At 76.1% G+C, this 14,397-nt stretch carries 9 protein-coding genes and 1 pseudogene; 9 read left to right on the top strand and 1 reads right to left on the bottom strand.

Annotated features, from left to right (window positions below):
• Positions 1–12: 12 nt before the first annotated feature.
• The 9 genes and pseudogenes from ACWC24_RS16630 to ACWC24_RS16590 all read left to right on the top strand — a co-directional run bounded on the left by ACWC24_RS16630 (position 13) and on the right by ACWC24_RS16590 (position 13,692).
• Positions 13–1,383, top strand: a complete 1,371-nt coding sequence (locus tag ACWC24_RS16630; RefSeq protein ID WP_450663542.1) for an MFS transporter — start codon at positions 13–15, stop codon at positions 1,381–1,383.
• Between the two features lie 188 nt (positions 1,384–1,571).
• Positions 1,572–4,742 carry a LuxR C-terminal-related transcriptional regulator gene (locus ACWC24_RS16625; RefSeq protein ID WP_450663541.1) on the top strand — a complete coding sequence of 1,057 codons (3,171 nt, stop codon included), beginning with the start codon at positions 1,572–1,574 and terminating at the stop codon, positions 4,740–4,742.
• A 249-nt stretch (positions 4,743–4,991) separates the two neighbouring features.
• Positions 4,992–6,248: a PucR family transcriptional regulator gene (locus tag ACWC24_RS16620; RefSeq protein WP_450663540.1), complete on the top strand. Its 1,257-nt coding sequence runs from the start codon at positions 4,992–4,994 to the stop codon at positions 6,246–6,248.
• Between the two features lie 513 nt (positions 6,249–6,761).
• Positions 6,762–8,402, top strand: coding sequence for a sodium/solute symporter (locus ACWC24_RS16615; protein WP_450663539.1), 1,641 nt, complete (start codon positions 6,762–6,764; stop codon positions 8,400–8,402).
• Positions 8,403–8,495: 93 nt separating this feature from the next.
• A pseudogene (locus tag ACWC24_RS16610) lies at positions 8,496–9,317 on the top strand (ABC transporter ATP-binding protein); the annotation flags it as partial.
• 260 nt (positions 9,318–9,577) lie between these two features.
• Positions 9,578–10,372, top strand: a complete 795-nt coding sequence (locus tag ACWC24_RS16605) for an ABC transporter ATP-binding protein (RefSeq protein WP_450663538.1) — start codon at positions 9,578–9,580, stop codon at positions 10,370–10,372.
• Positions 10,369–11,259 carry a branched-chain amino acid ABC transporter permease gene (locus ACWC24_RS16600; protein ID WP_450663537.1) on the top strand — a complete coding sequence of 297 codons (891 nt, stop codon included), beginning with the start codon at positions 10,369–10,371 and terminating at the stop codon, positions 11,257–11,259. Before ACWC24_RS16605 ends, ACWC24_RS16600 begins: the two co-directional genes overlap by 4 nt.
• Positions 11,252–12,433, top strand: a complete 1,182-nt coding sequence (locus ACWC24_RS16595; RefSeq protein WP_450663536.1) for a branched-chain amino acid ABC transporter permease — start codon at positions 11,252–11,254, stop codon at positions 12,431–12,433. The genes ACWC24_RS16600 and ACWC24_RS16595 overlap by 8 nt, the downstream gene beginning before the upstream one ends.
• Positions 12,430–13,692 carry an ABC transporter substrate-binding protein gene (locus ACWC24_RS16590; RefSeq protein ID WP_450663535.1) on the top strand — a complete coding sequence of 421 codons (1,263 nt, stop codon included), beginning with the start codon at positions 12,430–12,432 and terminating at the stop codon, positions 13,690–13,692. Before ACWC24_RS16595 ends, ACWC24_RS16590 begins: the two co-directional genes overlap by 4 nt.
• Before the next feature lie 67 nt (positions 13,693–13,759).
• On the opposite strand, the gene ACWC24_RS16585 is transcribed toward ACWC24_RS16590, so the two are convergent.
• The gene (locus tag ACWC24_RS16585; RefSeq protein ID WP_450663534.1) at positions 13,760–14,395 is read right to left on the bottom strand and encodes a TIGR03085 family metal-binding protein; all 636 of its coding nucleotides are present in this window, start codon (positions 14,393–14,395) and stop codon (positions 13,760–13,762) included.
• Positions 14,396–14,397: the final 2 nt, after the last annotated feature.

Raw genomic sequence — 14,397 nt, 5'->3', positions numbered from 1 at the left:
AGGACAACCCCCTTGACCGCCACCCTGGCACCCCCGGTCGACGCCACCGCCCGGCCGGCCCACCGCGACGGCAACGTCCTGCGCTGGCTCGGCGCCTACACCGCGTCGATGGTCGGGGACAACGTCTACTACCTCGCGCTGTCCTGGGCCGCCGTCCAGGCAGGGACGCCCTCACAGGCCGGTCTCGTGATGGCCGTCAGCGCGGTGCCGCGCGCCCTGCTGATGCTCGGCGGGGGCGTGGTCGCCGACCGGTTCGGGCCGCGCCGGGTCGTCATCGGCAGCGACGCCGTGCGCTGCGCGGCGGTGCTCGCGGTCGCCGCGCTGCTCCTCGTCTCCGGTCCCGGGCTGTGGCCGCTGGTCGTGCTCGCCGTGGTCTTCGGCGTCGTGGACGCCGTCTTCATGCCCGCGGTGGGCGCGCTGCCCGCCCGGCTGACCGGCCCGGACCAGCTCGCCCGGGTCCAGGGCCTGCGCGGTCTCGCCATCCGCTTCGCCGGTGTCGTGGGCGGGCCGCTCGGCGGTCTGGGGGTGGCCCTGGGCGGAGCCGCCGGCGCGTTCGGCCTGGCCGGAGCGCTGATCGCGCTCTCCGTCCCGCTGCTGGTGTCCGTACGGACCCGGGACCTCCCGGCGCCTGCCGCGGTGACGCCGGTGCCGGCGGTGGCTGCGATACCGGAGGCGTCGGCGGTGGCCACGGCCGGGGCGACCGAGACGTCCGCCACGGCCGGGGCGACCGAGACGTCCGGGGCTCCCGTCGGCGTGGCGGAGGCCGCCGCGGGCAGCCCGTGGCGGGATCTACGCGAGGGCCTGCGCTACATCCGCGGGCACCGGGTCCTCGCGCCGCTCCTGGTCGCCATCGCCCTCGGTGACCTCGGCTTCGTCGGACCGCTCAACGTGGGGCTGACCCTGCTGGCCGACCGGCGCGGCTGGGGCGCCGCCGGCATGGGCGGGGTGCTCGCCGGGTTCGGGGGCGGCGCGGGAATCGCCGCGCTGCTGCTGGCCGTACGCGGGCGGCTGCCGCACGCGGCCCGGGTCGCGGCGGGCGCGATCATCACCGGCTCGGTCGCGGTCGGCGCGCTCGCCTTCGTACCCGACCTGACCGCGGCCATCGGCGTGGCCGTCCTCGTCGGCCTGCTCACCGGACTCAGCGGCGCGTTGTGCGGCGCCCTGATCCAGACCCAGTCCGAACCCGCCTACCTGGGCCGCGTCAGCTCCGTCGCGGGCATCGTCAGCCTCGGCTTCGCCCCGCTCGGCATGCCGCTGAGCGCGGCCGCGATCGGCTGGTGGGGCACCGGCCCCGTCTTCGTCGCCAGCGCCGCGGTCTGCGGCCTCGGCGGAGTGGTCGTCCTGTGCAGCGGCCCGCTGCGCCGCGCCCAACTGCCGCTCTGATCCTGCTCCGATCCCGGGCGTGCGGGTGTGCGGGCGCACAAGGATGGTTCCGGTCCGGTAGGAGCGCGCCCAGCGTGCGGCGGCGTCCGGCAGGCGCGTTTTCCGAGGTCGCAGGGCCCTTGAGGGCCTCGCCGAAGGCCTCGGGCACCCGGTTCCACCGCCGGTCGCGAGGTCGTAACGTGACGGCCGTGACCGGACAGACGATCCCCCCACGTCCGCTCCGCCCGCCCAGGCTCCACGGCCGGAGCGCGGAACTGGAAGCCGTAGAAGCGCTGTTGGCCCGGCTGCGCGCCGACCGCGGCGGCGCCCTCGTCCTCACCGGGACCCCGGGACTCGGACGCACCGCACTGCTCGCGCAGGTCCGCCGCACCTTCGACGAGGGCACCGTGTGGCACGCCGGGGCGACCCGGGCCGAGAGCCGCATCCCGTACGGCGGCCTGCACGCCCTGCTCAGCTCCGCGGCCGTGGCCACCCCGCTGCGGGCGCTGCGGATCCTCGGGGCCGGGCTGGAGCCGGCCGCGCTGCTGGAACTGCTGGGCGAGCGGACCTCGGGGCGGCCGCTGCTGCTGTGCGTGGACGACGTACATCTGTGGGACGGGCCGTCCCGCGCGGCCCTCGGGTTCGTCGCCCGGCGGCTGGACACCACGCGCCCCGTCGGCCTGCTGCTGTCCGCGGCGGCCCGCGGCCGCCCGGACGGCGAACTCGCCGGTCTGCCCCTGGTCCGCCTCGGCCCGCTCGACCCGGCGGCGGCCGAGGCCCTGGCGGACGACCTCGCCGCGTGCCCCCTGGACCCCGCGGTACGCCGCGAACTGGTCCGCGAGACGGTCGGCAACCCGCGACTGCTGACCGACGTCCTGGCCGGGCTCGGCCCACGGCAGCTCGGCGGCGAACTGCCGCTGCCGAGACCGATCGTCGCCCCCGACGTGCTGGTACGGGCCTGCGGAGCGGGCCCCGGCGACCTGCCGTCCGGGACCCGGCTGCTCCTGCTGCTGGCCGCGGCCGCGCAGGAGCAGGACCCGTACGGGCACGGAGCGGACCTCCTCCTCGTCCTGCGCGCGGCGGGCGCCGCCGGGGCCGGGCACGGGGAACTGGCCGAGGCCGAGGACGCCGGTGTGCTGCGTGTCGCCGGGGAACGCGTGGTGTTCGCCGACGAGCCGCTGCGTCGCGCGGTCCGTGACGAGGTGTCACCCGCCCGCCGCCGACAGGCCCACACGCTGCTGGCGCTGGCGCTGGCCGGTGAACGACGGCGGCTGCCGCGCCTGGTGCACCGGGCCCTGGCCGCCCCGGGCCCCGACCCCCGGCTCGCCGCCGAACTGGCGGCCGTCGCGGAGGACGACGTGGGCCGGCCCCACGCCGAACGGTCCGTGGCCCTGGAGCGCGCGGCCGTCCTGACGGAGCACGACGGGGCCAGGGTCGCGCGGCTCGCCGCCGCCGCGGACCACGCCCGGCTGGCCGGCCGTCCCGCGCGGGCCCGCGAACTGCTGGCCGCGGCCCGGCCCTGTCCGGCGCACGACGCGGTCCGGGGCCGGGCGGAACTCGTCCGCGGGCTGCTCGAACTCCAGGACGGGCCCGTGGCCGACGCCTGCGAGGCGCTGCGGCTGGCGGCGGAGCTGCTGGCCCCCTACGACGCGCAGCGCACCGACCTGGCGCTGCTCGCCGGGATGGAGGCGGCCTGGTCCGCGGGCGACGCGGAGTCCTACCTGCGGATCACCGGCGGTTCCGTCCCGTCCGTCCCCCACGGGGTGTCCGTGCCGCAGCCGACGCCCGCCCTGACCCCGACCGGGGCTCTGCCCGCCCTTTCCGGAGCATCGCCCGCCCCTTCCGGGGCTCTGCCCGCCCTTTCCGGAGCATCGCCCGCCCCTTCCGGAGCCCTTCCCGCCCCTTCCGGGGCTCTGCCCGGCATCCCCTCCCAGGCCCTTCCCGGGGCCCTTCCCCGAGCTTTCCCCGACGCCTTCCCCGAGGATCTTTCGAGAGTTCTGCCCGCCGCCCCCGCCGAGACCCTCCCGGTCGTGCGGGCGGCCGGCTCGGCCTGGTCGGCCCAGACCTTCGCGGCGGAGTACCGCGCCGGGATGACGGACCTGTTGAGCGGGCGGACCGTGCGGGGCAGACAGGCGCTGCGGCGGCTCGTGGAGCGGGGCGAGCGCGCGGGGGAGCCCGAACTGCTGGTGTGCGCCGGTGCGGCGGCGCTGGTCGTGGGCGATCTCGCGGCCGCGTGCCGGGTGCACGCGCGGGCGCTGGCGGTCGCGCGCTCGCGCGGCCACGCCACCCTCGTCCCCCTCGTGCTGGAGCGGCTGGCCTACGGCGAGCTGCGGGCCGGCCGGCACCTGCGGGCCCGGGTGCACGCCGAGGAGGGACTGCGCGCCGCCCTGCGCACCGGGCAGCGCAACATCGCCGCCCACCAGCACGCCGTCCTGGCCCTGGTCGCCTCCCTGGCGGGCGACGCCGACACCGTGGCCGAGCACGCCGCCGCCTGCTCGGCCGTCGCCGACGCGCACGGCCTCGCCCTGGCCGCGTCGCTCGCCCAGTGGGCGCTGGCGCGCAGCGACCTGAGCCGGGGCCGGGCCCCCGAGGCGGCGGCCCGGCTCGGCCCCCTGGTGCGCCCCGGCCCCTGCGGCGGCCACTTCGCGGTACGGATGCTCGCCGTGCCGTGCTACGTCGAGGCCGCCGTACTGGCCGGCGCGCCGCAGGCCGCGCCCGCGGTCGTCGAGGAGTTCGCCGTCTGGGCGGAGCAGGGCATCGACGCCGCCGCCCCGGCCCTGCTCGCCCGCTGCCGCGCCCTGCTGGAGACCGTCGAGGGCAAGAGGGAGCCCGCGGCCCGCGACGGCACCCCGCCCCACGACGACGACCGCACCGGCCCCCACCCGGCGGAGGTCCACTACGCCGAGGCGCTGGCCCGCCACGACCTGGTGGGCGGCGACTTCGAACGCGCCCGTACCCAGCTGTTGTTCGGCAACTGGCTGCGGCGCAGACGGCGGCCGGGCGAGGCACGGGGACGGCTGCGCGACGCCCTGGTCGCGTTCGAACGCTGCGGAGCCGGTGCGTGGGCCCAGCAGGCACGGGCCGAACTGCGCGCCACCGGTGACGCCCCGGCGGCCGAACCCCGGGGACCGCTGGTCCGGCTGACACCGCAGCAGCTGCGGATCGCCCGGTTCGTCGCGGAGGGGGCCACCAACCGTGAGGTGGCGATGCGGCTGTCGGTGAGCCCGCGCACGGTCGACCACCATCTGCGCAATGTGTTCGCGCTGCTCGGGGTGCGCTCGCGGATCGAGCTGGCGAGGTTCGTCGACCGGGAGGACGTGTCCGATCGCCGCCCCGGGGAGCCCGCCCCGGCGCGGTACGGATTCCCGCCGCGCGAGTGACCTGCCGGGGCGGGTGATCCGGCGGACGGGGGCGGCTCGGTGGCCGCCTCCGCAGCCGTACGCCACCCGCCACCTGCCGCCCGCGGTCGGAGGCGGGGATTCCCGGGGTGGCGGGGAATTTGGCCCGACACCCTGGGGACCGACCGGACGGTATGCCATCCTTCGGGACCAAGGACTGCTCCGGAGCCGCCGGCGGGGGACGAACGCCGAGCTGCGCACCGGTGCGAACCGACCCGGTGGAGGACTGCGATGCCGAACGCCGTACGAGCCCGTGTCCGGGCGGTGCCCGAGCCGCCGCCCCCCTCTCCGCCCCTGCGTTCCAGCGTCGACGCGGACGCCGTCGCCGTGCTGCACCGCGCGGCCGCCGTCCTGATGGACGACCTCCCCGAACTCACCGACCGGCTGCTCACCGTGCTCCGGGAACAGGAGCCCGCCTACCGGGCGGCCCTCGAAGCCGACCCCTCGGGCGTCTGGCAGGAGGCGCACCGCTCCCTGCGCCACAACGTCGGCTCCCTGCTGCGCCCCAGGGAGTCCCGGGACGCCGCCCGGCGCTGTTCGTGGCGGATCGGCGCCGAACGGGCGGAACAGGGACTGCCGCTGGACGCGTTGCTGCACGCCTTCCGGCTCGGCGGCGCCCTGGTGTGGCGCGGTCTCGTCGAGGAGGCCGCGCGGCGCGACCCCGACGACGTACGCCTGCTCGTGCATGTGGCCGCCGACGTGTGGAACTTCGTCGACGAGCACTGCACCCTGGTCGCCGACGCCTACCGGCAGGTGGAACGGCAGCTCGCCTGGCGCCGGGAGAACCGGCTGCGGCTGATGACCACCGCCCTCCTCGACGGCACCACCCGCATCGCCGACCTGCCGGACGTCGCCGCCGCGCTGGACCTGCCCGAGCACGGCAGGTACGCGGTGGTGAGCGTGGCCGCGGCCCACCCCGCCGCCCACACCGGCACCCCGCTGCTGTCGGTGCCGCCCGGGATGCGGGCGCACTGGCACGCCGGGGCGGAGGCGGAACACGCCATCGTGCACCTCGGTGAGAGCGAGCCGGCCGACCTGGTCGACCGGGTGACCGCGCCCGTCGGGGCACGGGTCGGCATCAGTCGTGCCGTGGAGGGCCTCGCGGCGGTCGGGGACGCGCGCCGGCTCTCCGAGACCGCGCTGCGCGCCTGTCCGGAGACCGGCGGCACGGTCCTGCTCGACGAGCACCTGCCGGCGGCCCTGCTGGTGTCCGCGCCCGCCCTGGGCGCGGCGCTGGTCCACCGGGTCCTGGGTCCGCTGCTGAGCCTCGACCCGGGCGACCGGGACCTGCTGCTGGACACCGTGTGCGTGTGGCTCGACAGCGACGGCTCCGCGCAGCGCGCGGCGACCCGGCTGTACTGCCACCGCAACACGGTCCTCAACCGGCTGCGCCGTTTCGAACAGCTCACCGGGCGCTCGCTCACCCGGCCCGCGGACGTCGTCGACACCTCGCTCGCGCTGACCGCCCGCCGCCTCCTCGGAGACTGAACGTCGGTCCTCCACCCGGTGGTTGACGGCCCGGCGGAAGCGTAGGCCTACGGTCCGGCGTTCCTGCGGGGCTGCCCGCGCCCCGGGCGAGCGGCGAGCGGGCTGTGGCGGTGCACAGTCCGGGCCCGGCGGGCCACGGCTCGCGCACACGTCGGGGGTGAGCGGGTGGGGTACCGGCCGCCCCCGTGGTGGCGTGACCGGCATGTCACTCGCCCTCCCGCACCGCTCCGCCGCGCCCGTGTCCGGCCGCGCGGTCTCTGCCGTGTTCGTGTCCGTCCCGGGTCCCGTCGTGTCCGTGTCCGGCCGCGCGGTCTCTGCCGTGTTCGCGTCCGTCCCGTGCCCTGCCGCGCCCGTGTCCGGCCCGTGCCCTGCCGCGCCCGTGTCTGGCCCGTGCCCTGCCGCGCCCGTGTCCTGCCCGCGCCGCGCCCGTGCCACCGGCCGGGCGGCCGATCCCCGTACCGACCCCGGCGCCCGTGCCGGCGGTCGGGTCGCGGCGGGACCGGGGAGAACCAGGTGAGCCGCGGCGGCGCCCTCGACGGCGGCTCGCTCGCGATCGTGCTCTTCCTCGCCTTCGTCACCGTCTCGCTGCTCCTGTGCGGTCTCGCGGCGGCCGACCAGGACGAGCCGGAGCAGTTCTACACGGGCAGTTCATCCCTCGGCCCGGTGCAGAACGGGCTCGCCGTGGCCGGCGACTACCTCTCGGCGGCCACCCTGCTGAGCACCACCGGGTCCATCGCGCTCACCGGCGCCGACGGCGTCCTCTTCGCCTGCGCCACCGTGCTCTCCCTGCTGCTGTTCGGCCGGATCCTCGCCGAGCCCCTGCGCGGACCAGGCCGCTACACCCTCGGCGACGTGCTGGCCGAGCGGCTCGGGCGGCCCGCCGTGCGCCGGGCCCTGGGCGTGGTCACCCTCGTGGTGCTGATCCCGCTGCTCCTGGTCCAGCTCTCCGCCGCCGGGCGGATCACCACCGTGATGCTGGGCCTGCCCGCGGGAGCGCTCACCGGCTGCACCGTCGCCACGGGAGCGCTCATGGTCTGCTACTCGGCGTTCGGCGGGATGCGGGGCACCGGGTTCGTCCAGATCCTGAAGACCCTCGTCGTCGTACCCGTGGTGGTCCTGCTCGCCGTCCTCGTCCTGCGCCGGTTCGGCGGTGACCCGGGCGGGCTGCTGGACGCGGCCGCGCGGCGCGGCGGACCCGGTTTCACCCGCCCCGGACTCCAGTTCGGCGACTCCCTCGCGGGCCGGCTCGACCTCGTGGGCTTCTCGCTCACCCTGGTGCTGGGCGCCGCCTGTCTGCCGCACGTCACGATGCGCTTCCACCCGGTGCGCAGCGCGACGCAGTTGCGCGTCTCGCTGCGCTGGGCCGTCGGGTCCGTCGTCCTGATCTGCGCCGCCCTCGCCGTCGTCGGCCTCGGCGCCTGCGCCCTCGTAGGACCGGGGGCGCTGCGCGCGGCGGACCCGTCCGGCGGCACCGCGCTGCTCATGGTGACCACCGCGCTGGACCCCGGGCCCGCCCTGGCCGGCGACAGCGTCCTGTTCGCGCTCGTGGCCTGTGCCGTCTTCGCCACCGCGCTCGCCGCCGTGGCCGGCATCACCCTGGCCGCGGCCGCCTCGCTGGCCCACGACCTCCCGTCCCCGGCCCGCGGCGCACGGCGCGGACGCGGCCCGGCCGCCCACGAGGTGACGCGGGCCCGGTGCGCGGTGGCCCTGGTCGGCGCCGTCTCGGTGCTGCTGTCGATACCCGCCCACGACCGCAACCCGCAGGTGCTCGTCTCCTTCACCTTCGCCACCGCGGCGTCCGCCCTGCTGCCCGTGGTGGTCTGCGCGTTCCTCGGGCCGTGGTGCACCGCGCGCGGCGCGCTGTGCGCCCTGTACGGGGCGCCCGCGCTGACGGCCGTGCTCCTGTTCTTCTCGCCGGCGGTCTCCGGCACCCCCGTGGCGCTGCTGCCGGAGTACGACTTCCACTGGTTCCCGCTCCAGACCCCGGGTCCGGTCACCATCCCGGCCGGGTTCCTGCTGTGCCTGCTCGGCTCCCTGGTACGCCGCGGCACCGACGGCCCGGACGGCGCCCGCGGCGGACCGGACACCCCGGCCGGCGCGGCCCGCTGGGCAGCGGCACAACCCGCCGCCGCCGACGCTGGGAGCGGGTCCTGAGCCGCCGCCGCACGCTGTACGCCGTCCGGCGCGCGTGCTCTCGTAGGGCCACTTCCCCCGTAGGTCCGCGTCGTGCGGAGCCGAGGAGTTGTGATGCCCTCTCTGTCATCGGACGGTACCCGGCGGGACGTGTCCCCGCCGGGCGGACCGTCCCCCGGCGACCCGCGCCCCGATGGGCCGTCGGTGCTGCGCGTGCGTGATCTCGACGTGGCCTACGGGCGTGCCCTGACCGCGTTGCGAGGTGTCAGCCTGGAGGTGCCCGCGGGCGGCGCCGTCGCCCTGCTCGGCGCCAACGGCGCCGGAAAGAGCACCCTGTTGCGTTCCCTGTCCGGCACCCTGCGCCTGCATCGCGGGGCGATCACCGCGGGCAGCGCCCACTACGGCGGTCTGCGCCTCGACGGGCAGGACCCGGTGGCCGCGGTGCGCGCCGGGGTCGTACAAGTCCCCGAAGGTCGCCGGGTGTTCGCCGGACTCACGGTGGACGAGAACCTGCGCTCCGGCGGACTCGGCCTGGGCCGCCGGGCCCCGGCGGCCGTCGAGGCCGCCAGGGAACGGGTCTTCGGCCTCTTCCCCCGGCTCGCGGAGCGCCGCAGGCAGCGCGCCGGACTGCTGTCCGGCGGCGAGCAGCAGATGCTCGCCATCGGGCGGGCGCTGATGGCCGCGCCCAGGCTGCTGCTCCTGGACGAACCCTCGCTCGGACTGGCGCCGCTGATGGTCGAGCGCATCGCCGAGGTGATCCGGGAGATCAACGCCCAGGGCACCTCGGTCCTGCTGGTGGAGCAGAACGCGGCGATGGCGCTGGCGCTGTGCGACCGGGCGTACGTCCTGGAGGTCGGCGAGGTGCGGCTGTCCGGCCCGGCCGCCGAACTGGCCGGGACCGACGCGGTACGCCGCCTCTACCTGGGCGAGGAGGCGACCCCGGCCCCGACTCCGGCCCAGGCCCCGGCCCCGACTCCGGCCCCGACTCCGGCCCCGACTCCGGCCCCGGCCCAGGACCCGGCCCCGACTCCGGCCCCGGCCCCGGCCCCGGCCCAGGACCCGGCCCCGGCCCCGACTCCGGCCCCAACTCCGGCCCCGGCCCAGGACCCGGCATCGACCTCGGTCGCCGCGGGCTCCGCCCCGCCCGCCGACGGCTCCTCCGCCGCCACGTCGGCTGCCGAAGGGCAGGGTGCCCCATGAGCGGCCCGCCCCCGCCCCTGCACGTCGAGGACGTCACGGTCAGGTTCGCCGGGCTCACCGCGCTGGACTCGGTCGGCTTCACCGTGGCGCCCGGCAGCGTGCACGCGCTGATCGGACCCAACGGAGCGGGCAAGTCGACCTGCTTCAACGTCGTGTCCGGACTGTGCCGGCCCACCCGGGGCGGGATCCGCCTCGGCGAGCGGGAACTCACCCGGCTGCCCCCGCACCGGATCGCGCTGCTCGGCATCGCCCGCACCTTCCAGAACATCGTCACCACGGCCGGCACCGTCGGCGACAACCTGATGCTCGGCCGGCAGGCCCTGGGCCGCGCGGGATTCACCGCCACCGCCCTGCGGCTGCCGGGCACCGTGCGCGAGCAGCGCGAGCACCGCGCGCGGGCCCGGGAGATCGCCGAACTCACCGGCCTCGGCCCGCTGTTCGACACCCCGGTCGCCCTGCTCTCCTACGGCGACCGCAAACGGGTCGAACTCGCCCGCGCCCTGTGCCTGGAACCCCGGGTGCTGCTGCTGGACGAACCGGTGGCCGGCATGAACTCCGGCGAACGCGCCCGCACCGTCGAGGTGCTGCGCACCGTCCGCGCCGAACTGGGCCTGTCCGTACTGCTGGTGGAGCACGACATGGGCCTCGTCATGCGACTGGCCGACGAGGTCACCGTCCTCGACTTCGGCCGCCGTATCGCCGCGGGCACCCCGGACCGGGTCCGCCAGGACCCCGAGGTGCGCCGCGCCTACCTCGGCACCCCGACCACCCCCCGGGAGCACATCGTATGAACACCGCCCTGGACACCGTGCTGAACGGGCTCGCCCTCGGCTCGGTCTACGCCCTGGTCGCCCTCGGCTTCGTCATCATCTTCAAGGCCTCGGCGGTGATGAACTTCGCGCACGGCTCGCTGCTGCTGCTCGGCGGCTACCTGACCGCCGTGCTGCACGACCGGCTGGGCTTCGCGGGCGCCCTCGCCCTGGCGGTGCTCGCCACCGCGGCGGCCGCCGGGCTGATCGACGTACTGCTGCTGCGGCGCGTCGACCCGGCCGCCGCGCACGTGCTGACCATCGTCACCATCGGCGTCGACATCCTGCTGATGACCGACCTCACCCGCCGCATCGGCGGGGACCTGCTCACCCTCGGCGACCCCTGGGGCTCCGCCGTGACCCGGTTCGGTTCGGTGACCGTCGCCGACAGCCGGATCGCCTCGATCCTGGTGTCGACGGTCGTCATCGCCGCGGTCTTCGCCGTGTTCCGGTTCACCCCCTGGGGCCTGTCGCTGCGCGCCGCCGCCGAGGACCAGGAGGCCGCCGCCCTGATGGGCATCCGGCTGGCCCGGATCCGTACCCTCGCCTGGTGCCTGGCCGGGGCGCTCGCCGCGCTCGCCGCCGTGTTCCTGGCCGCGTTCCCGGCGCCCGGTCTGGAGCGCACGACCGGACAGATCGCGCTGAAGGCGTTCCCCGCCGCGATCCTCGGCGGGATGGCCTCGCCGCCCGGCGCGCTCGCCGGAAGCCTGCTGATCGGCGTCACCGAGGCGCTGACGGCCGGCTACCAGTCCGAACTCTCCGCGCTCGGCGAGGGCTTCGGCGACGTGGTGCCGTACGCCGTGATGGTGCTGGTGCTCCTCGTCCGGCCGGCCGGTCTCTTCGGGACCAAGGAGGCGGCCCGTGTCTAGGCGTATCGCCGCGGTGGGCGCCGTGCTCGTCCTGTGCGCGCTGCCGTTCTACCTGGGCGCGTTCTGGCTCCAGGTCGGACTGTTCTCGACGGCCGCCGCGCTCGGCGCCGTCGGACTCACCCTGCTCACCGGCACCGCGGGCCAACTCTCCCTGGGCCACGCCTTCTTCCTCGCGGTCGGCGCCTACGGCTACGTGTGGCTGGCCGGGGAACCCGGGCCGGGCCTGCCGCCGCCGCTCGCCCTGGTGCTCGCCGTCTGCCTGAGCGGGGTGGCGGGCGGGCTGTTCAGCCCGGTGGCCGGCCGGGTGCGCGGGGTCTACCTGGGAGTGGCGACCCTCGCCCTGGTCTTCCTCGGCCGGCACGTGATGCTCAACGCCGACTCCCTCACCGGCGGCTTCAACGGACGGTCCGTGCCGCCGATGTCCCTGGGCGGCTTCACCTTCACCGGCACCGACCCGCAACTCACCGTGCTGGGCGTGCCGTTCGGCGCCGAGGAACGCCTGTGGTACCTCGCGCTGGCGCTGCTGGGCGCCGGCTGGTTCGCCGCCCGCAACCTGCTCGCCGGCCGCCCCGGCCAGGCGCTCACCGCGCTGCGCGACAGCGAGACCGCAGCGGCCGTCATGGGCGTCCCGGTGGCCCGTCGGCGCTCGGCCGCCTTCGTGGTCTCGTCCATGTACGCGGGCCTGGCCGGGGTCCTGCTCGCGCTCGTCTTCCGCCGGATCGTGCCGGACTACTTCGGCCTGGCCCTGTCCATCGACTACCTCGCGATGATCGTCATCGGCGGACTCGGCTCGGTGGCGGGCGCCGTCGCGGGAGCCGTCTTCGTCACCGCGCTGCCCCTGCTGATGGCCCGCTACGCCGACCAGCTGCCCCTGGTCGCGGCGCCCGGCGCGCCCGGCCACGTGGTGGGCCCCACCGAGGCCGCCCGCTATCTGTACGGCGCCGCCGTCGTCCTCGTCCTGCTCTTCGCCCCCGACGGGCTGAGCGGCCTGGCCCGGCGGGCCACGGCCCTCGTCCGGCGGCGCCGTACCCCGCCCACGACGGAGCCGCCCGCCACCTCGTCCGCCCCCGCCACCTCGTCCGCCACCGACCCCTCCGCCGCCTCTCCGGCCTCCTCACCCGCGGCCGCGGACGCGTCCGCACCCGATCAACGACCCAAGGAGCGCACCTCGTGAACACCACGGGACGCACAGCACTCGCCACGACCCTCGCCGTCCTGCTGCTGGCCGGCGTCGGATGCAGCACCAAGGCCGGGACCTCGGACGGGGAGGCCGCCGCGGACGGGGTGAAGACCGGCCCCGGCGTCACCGCCGACACGATCTCGCTCGGCGCCCTCACCGACCTGAGCGGCCCCTACGCCACCCTCGGCAAGAGCATCGTCCAGGCCCAGCAGATGTGGGCGGACGAGACCAACAAGAGCGGCGGGATCTGCGGACGCAAGATCAAGATAGTCGTCCGGGACCACGGCTACGACGTCCAGAGGGCCGTGGCCGCCTACACCGAGATCTCCCCGAACGTCCTGGCGCTGCCCCAGGTCATCGGCTCGCCCGTGGTCGCCGCCCTGCTCGACGACATCGAACGCGACCGCGTCCTGACCTTCCCGCAGGCCTGGGCCGCCTCCCTGCTCGGCAAGGACGCCGTCCAGGTGCTCGGCACCACCTACGACCTCGACATGGTGCGCGCCGTCGACTTCCTCACCCGCACCCAGGGAGTGAAGAAGGGCGACCGGATCGGCCATGTGTACTTCGAGGGCGACTACGGCGGCAACGCCCTGGAGGGCTCTACCTGGGCGGCCCGCCAGGCGGGCCTCACGGTCGTCGGACAGAAGATCAAGGCCACCGACACCGACCTCTCGGCGCAGGTCACCGCGTTGCGCAAGGCGGGCGTCAAGGCGATCCTGATCAGCGCGGGACCCGGCCAGACCGCCTCGCTGGTGGGCGTGGCCGCCGCGAGCGGGCTGAAGGTCCCGGTCGTCACCAGCGCGCCCGGTTACGCCCCGCAGCTCCTCAAGACACCGGCGGCGCCCGCACTGCTCGCCATGCTGCACATCGTCACCGCCGCCCCGCCGGTCAGCTCCGACCTGCCGGCCGTCACCAAGATGGTCGCGTCGTATCAGAAGAAGTACCCGGGGGAGCTGGTCGACGCGGGCACCCTGTCGGGCTACAACGCGGCCGAGCTGATGGGCCTGGACCTCAAGGCCGCCTGCGCGGCCAAGGACCTCAGCCGGGAGGGGCTGGTGAAGGCCCACCGCGCGCAGAAGTCGGTGGACAACGGCCTGGGCACCCCGGAGGACTTCTCCGACGCCTCGCGCCCGGCGGGCACGGCCGTCTACGTGACCAAGCCGGACGCGAAGGCCACCGGCGGCACCGTGCTGGTCGAGGACGCCCGCGCCCTGCCCGCGGAACAGCAGTACCTGGACTCACGCAAGCAGTGAGCCCCGGCGGGCCCCGGGTCCGGATCCGCCCGGACCCGGGCCCCGCCCGGATCGGAGGCCCGGCGCCTCAGAGGCCCAGCCCCTTGGACTCGTGCAGCTGGGCGATCGCGGCCTTCTCGCCCTCCAGCTCCACCGCGGCCACGCTCTGCCGCCCGTACGCGAACAGCAGCAGTTCCGACGGTTCGCCGGTCACCGTCACGACCGGCGTGCCCTTGTGCGCCACCACCGTCCGGCCGTCCGGGCGACGCAGCACCAGACCGGTCGGCGCCCGGCGGCCCACCAGCCGGGCCGACCGCTCCAGCCGGGACCACAGCGAGTCCTGGAACACCGAGTCCAGCTCGCGCGGCGCCCAGTCCGGCTGCGCCCGGCGGACGTCCTCCGTGTGGACGTAGAACTCCACCGTGTTCGACGCCTCGTCGACCTGCTTGAGCTGGAACGGCGAGAAGCGCGGCGGCCCGGTGCGGATCAGCTGGATCAGCTCCTCGTACGGCTTGGCCGCGAACTCCTCCATCACCTTCTCCAGGCGGGACGCGAGCTGTTTGACCAGGATGCCGCCGGCGGCGTCCGGGCGGCGCTCGCGCACCACCACGTGCGCGGCGAGGTCACGGGTCTGCCAGCCCTCGCACAAAGTGGGGGCCTGCGGACCGTTGACCTCCAAGAGGTCGGCGAGAAGGAGCCGTTCACGCTTGGCGAAGGTCGACATGC

This window comes from Streptomyces sp. NPDC001443 (assembly GCF_053597355.1).
This window is presented reverse-complemented; position numbering and strand designations above follow the sequence as displayed.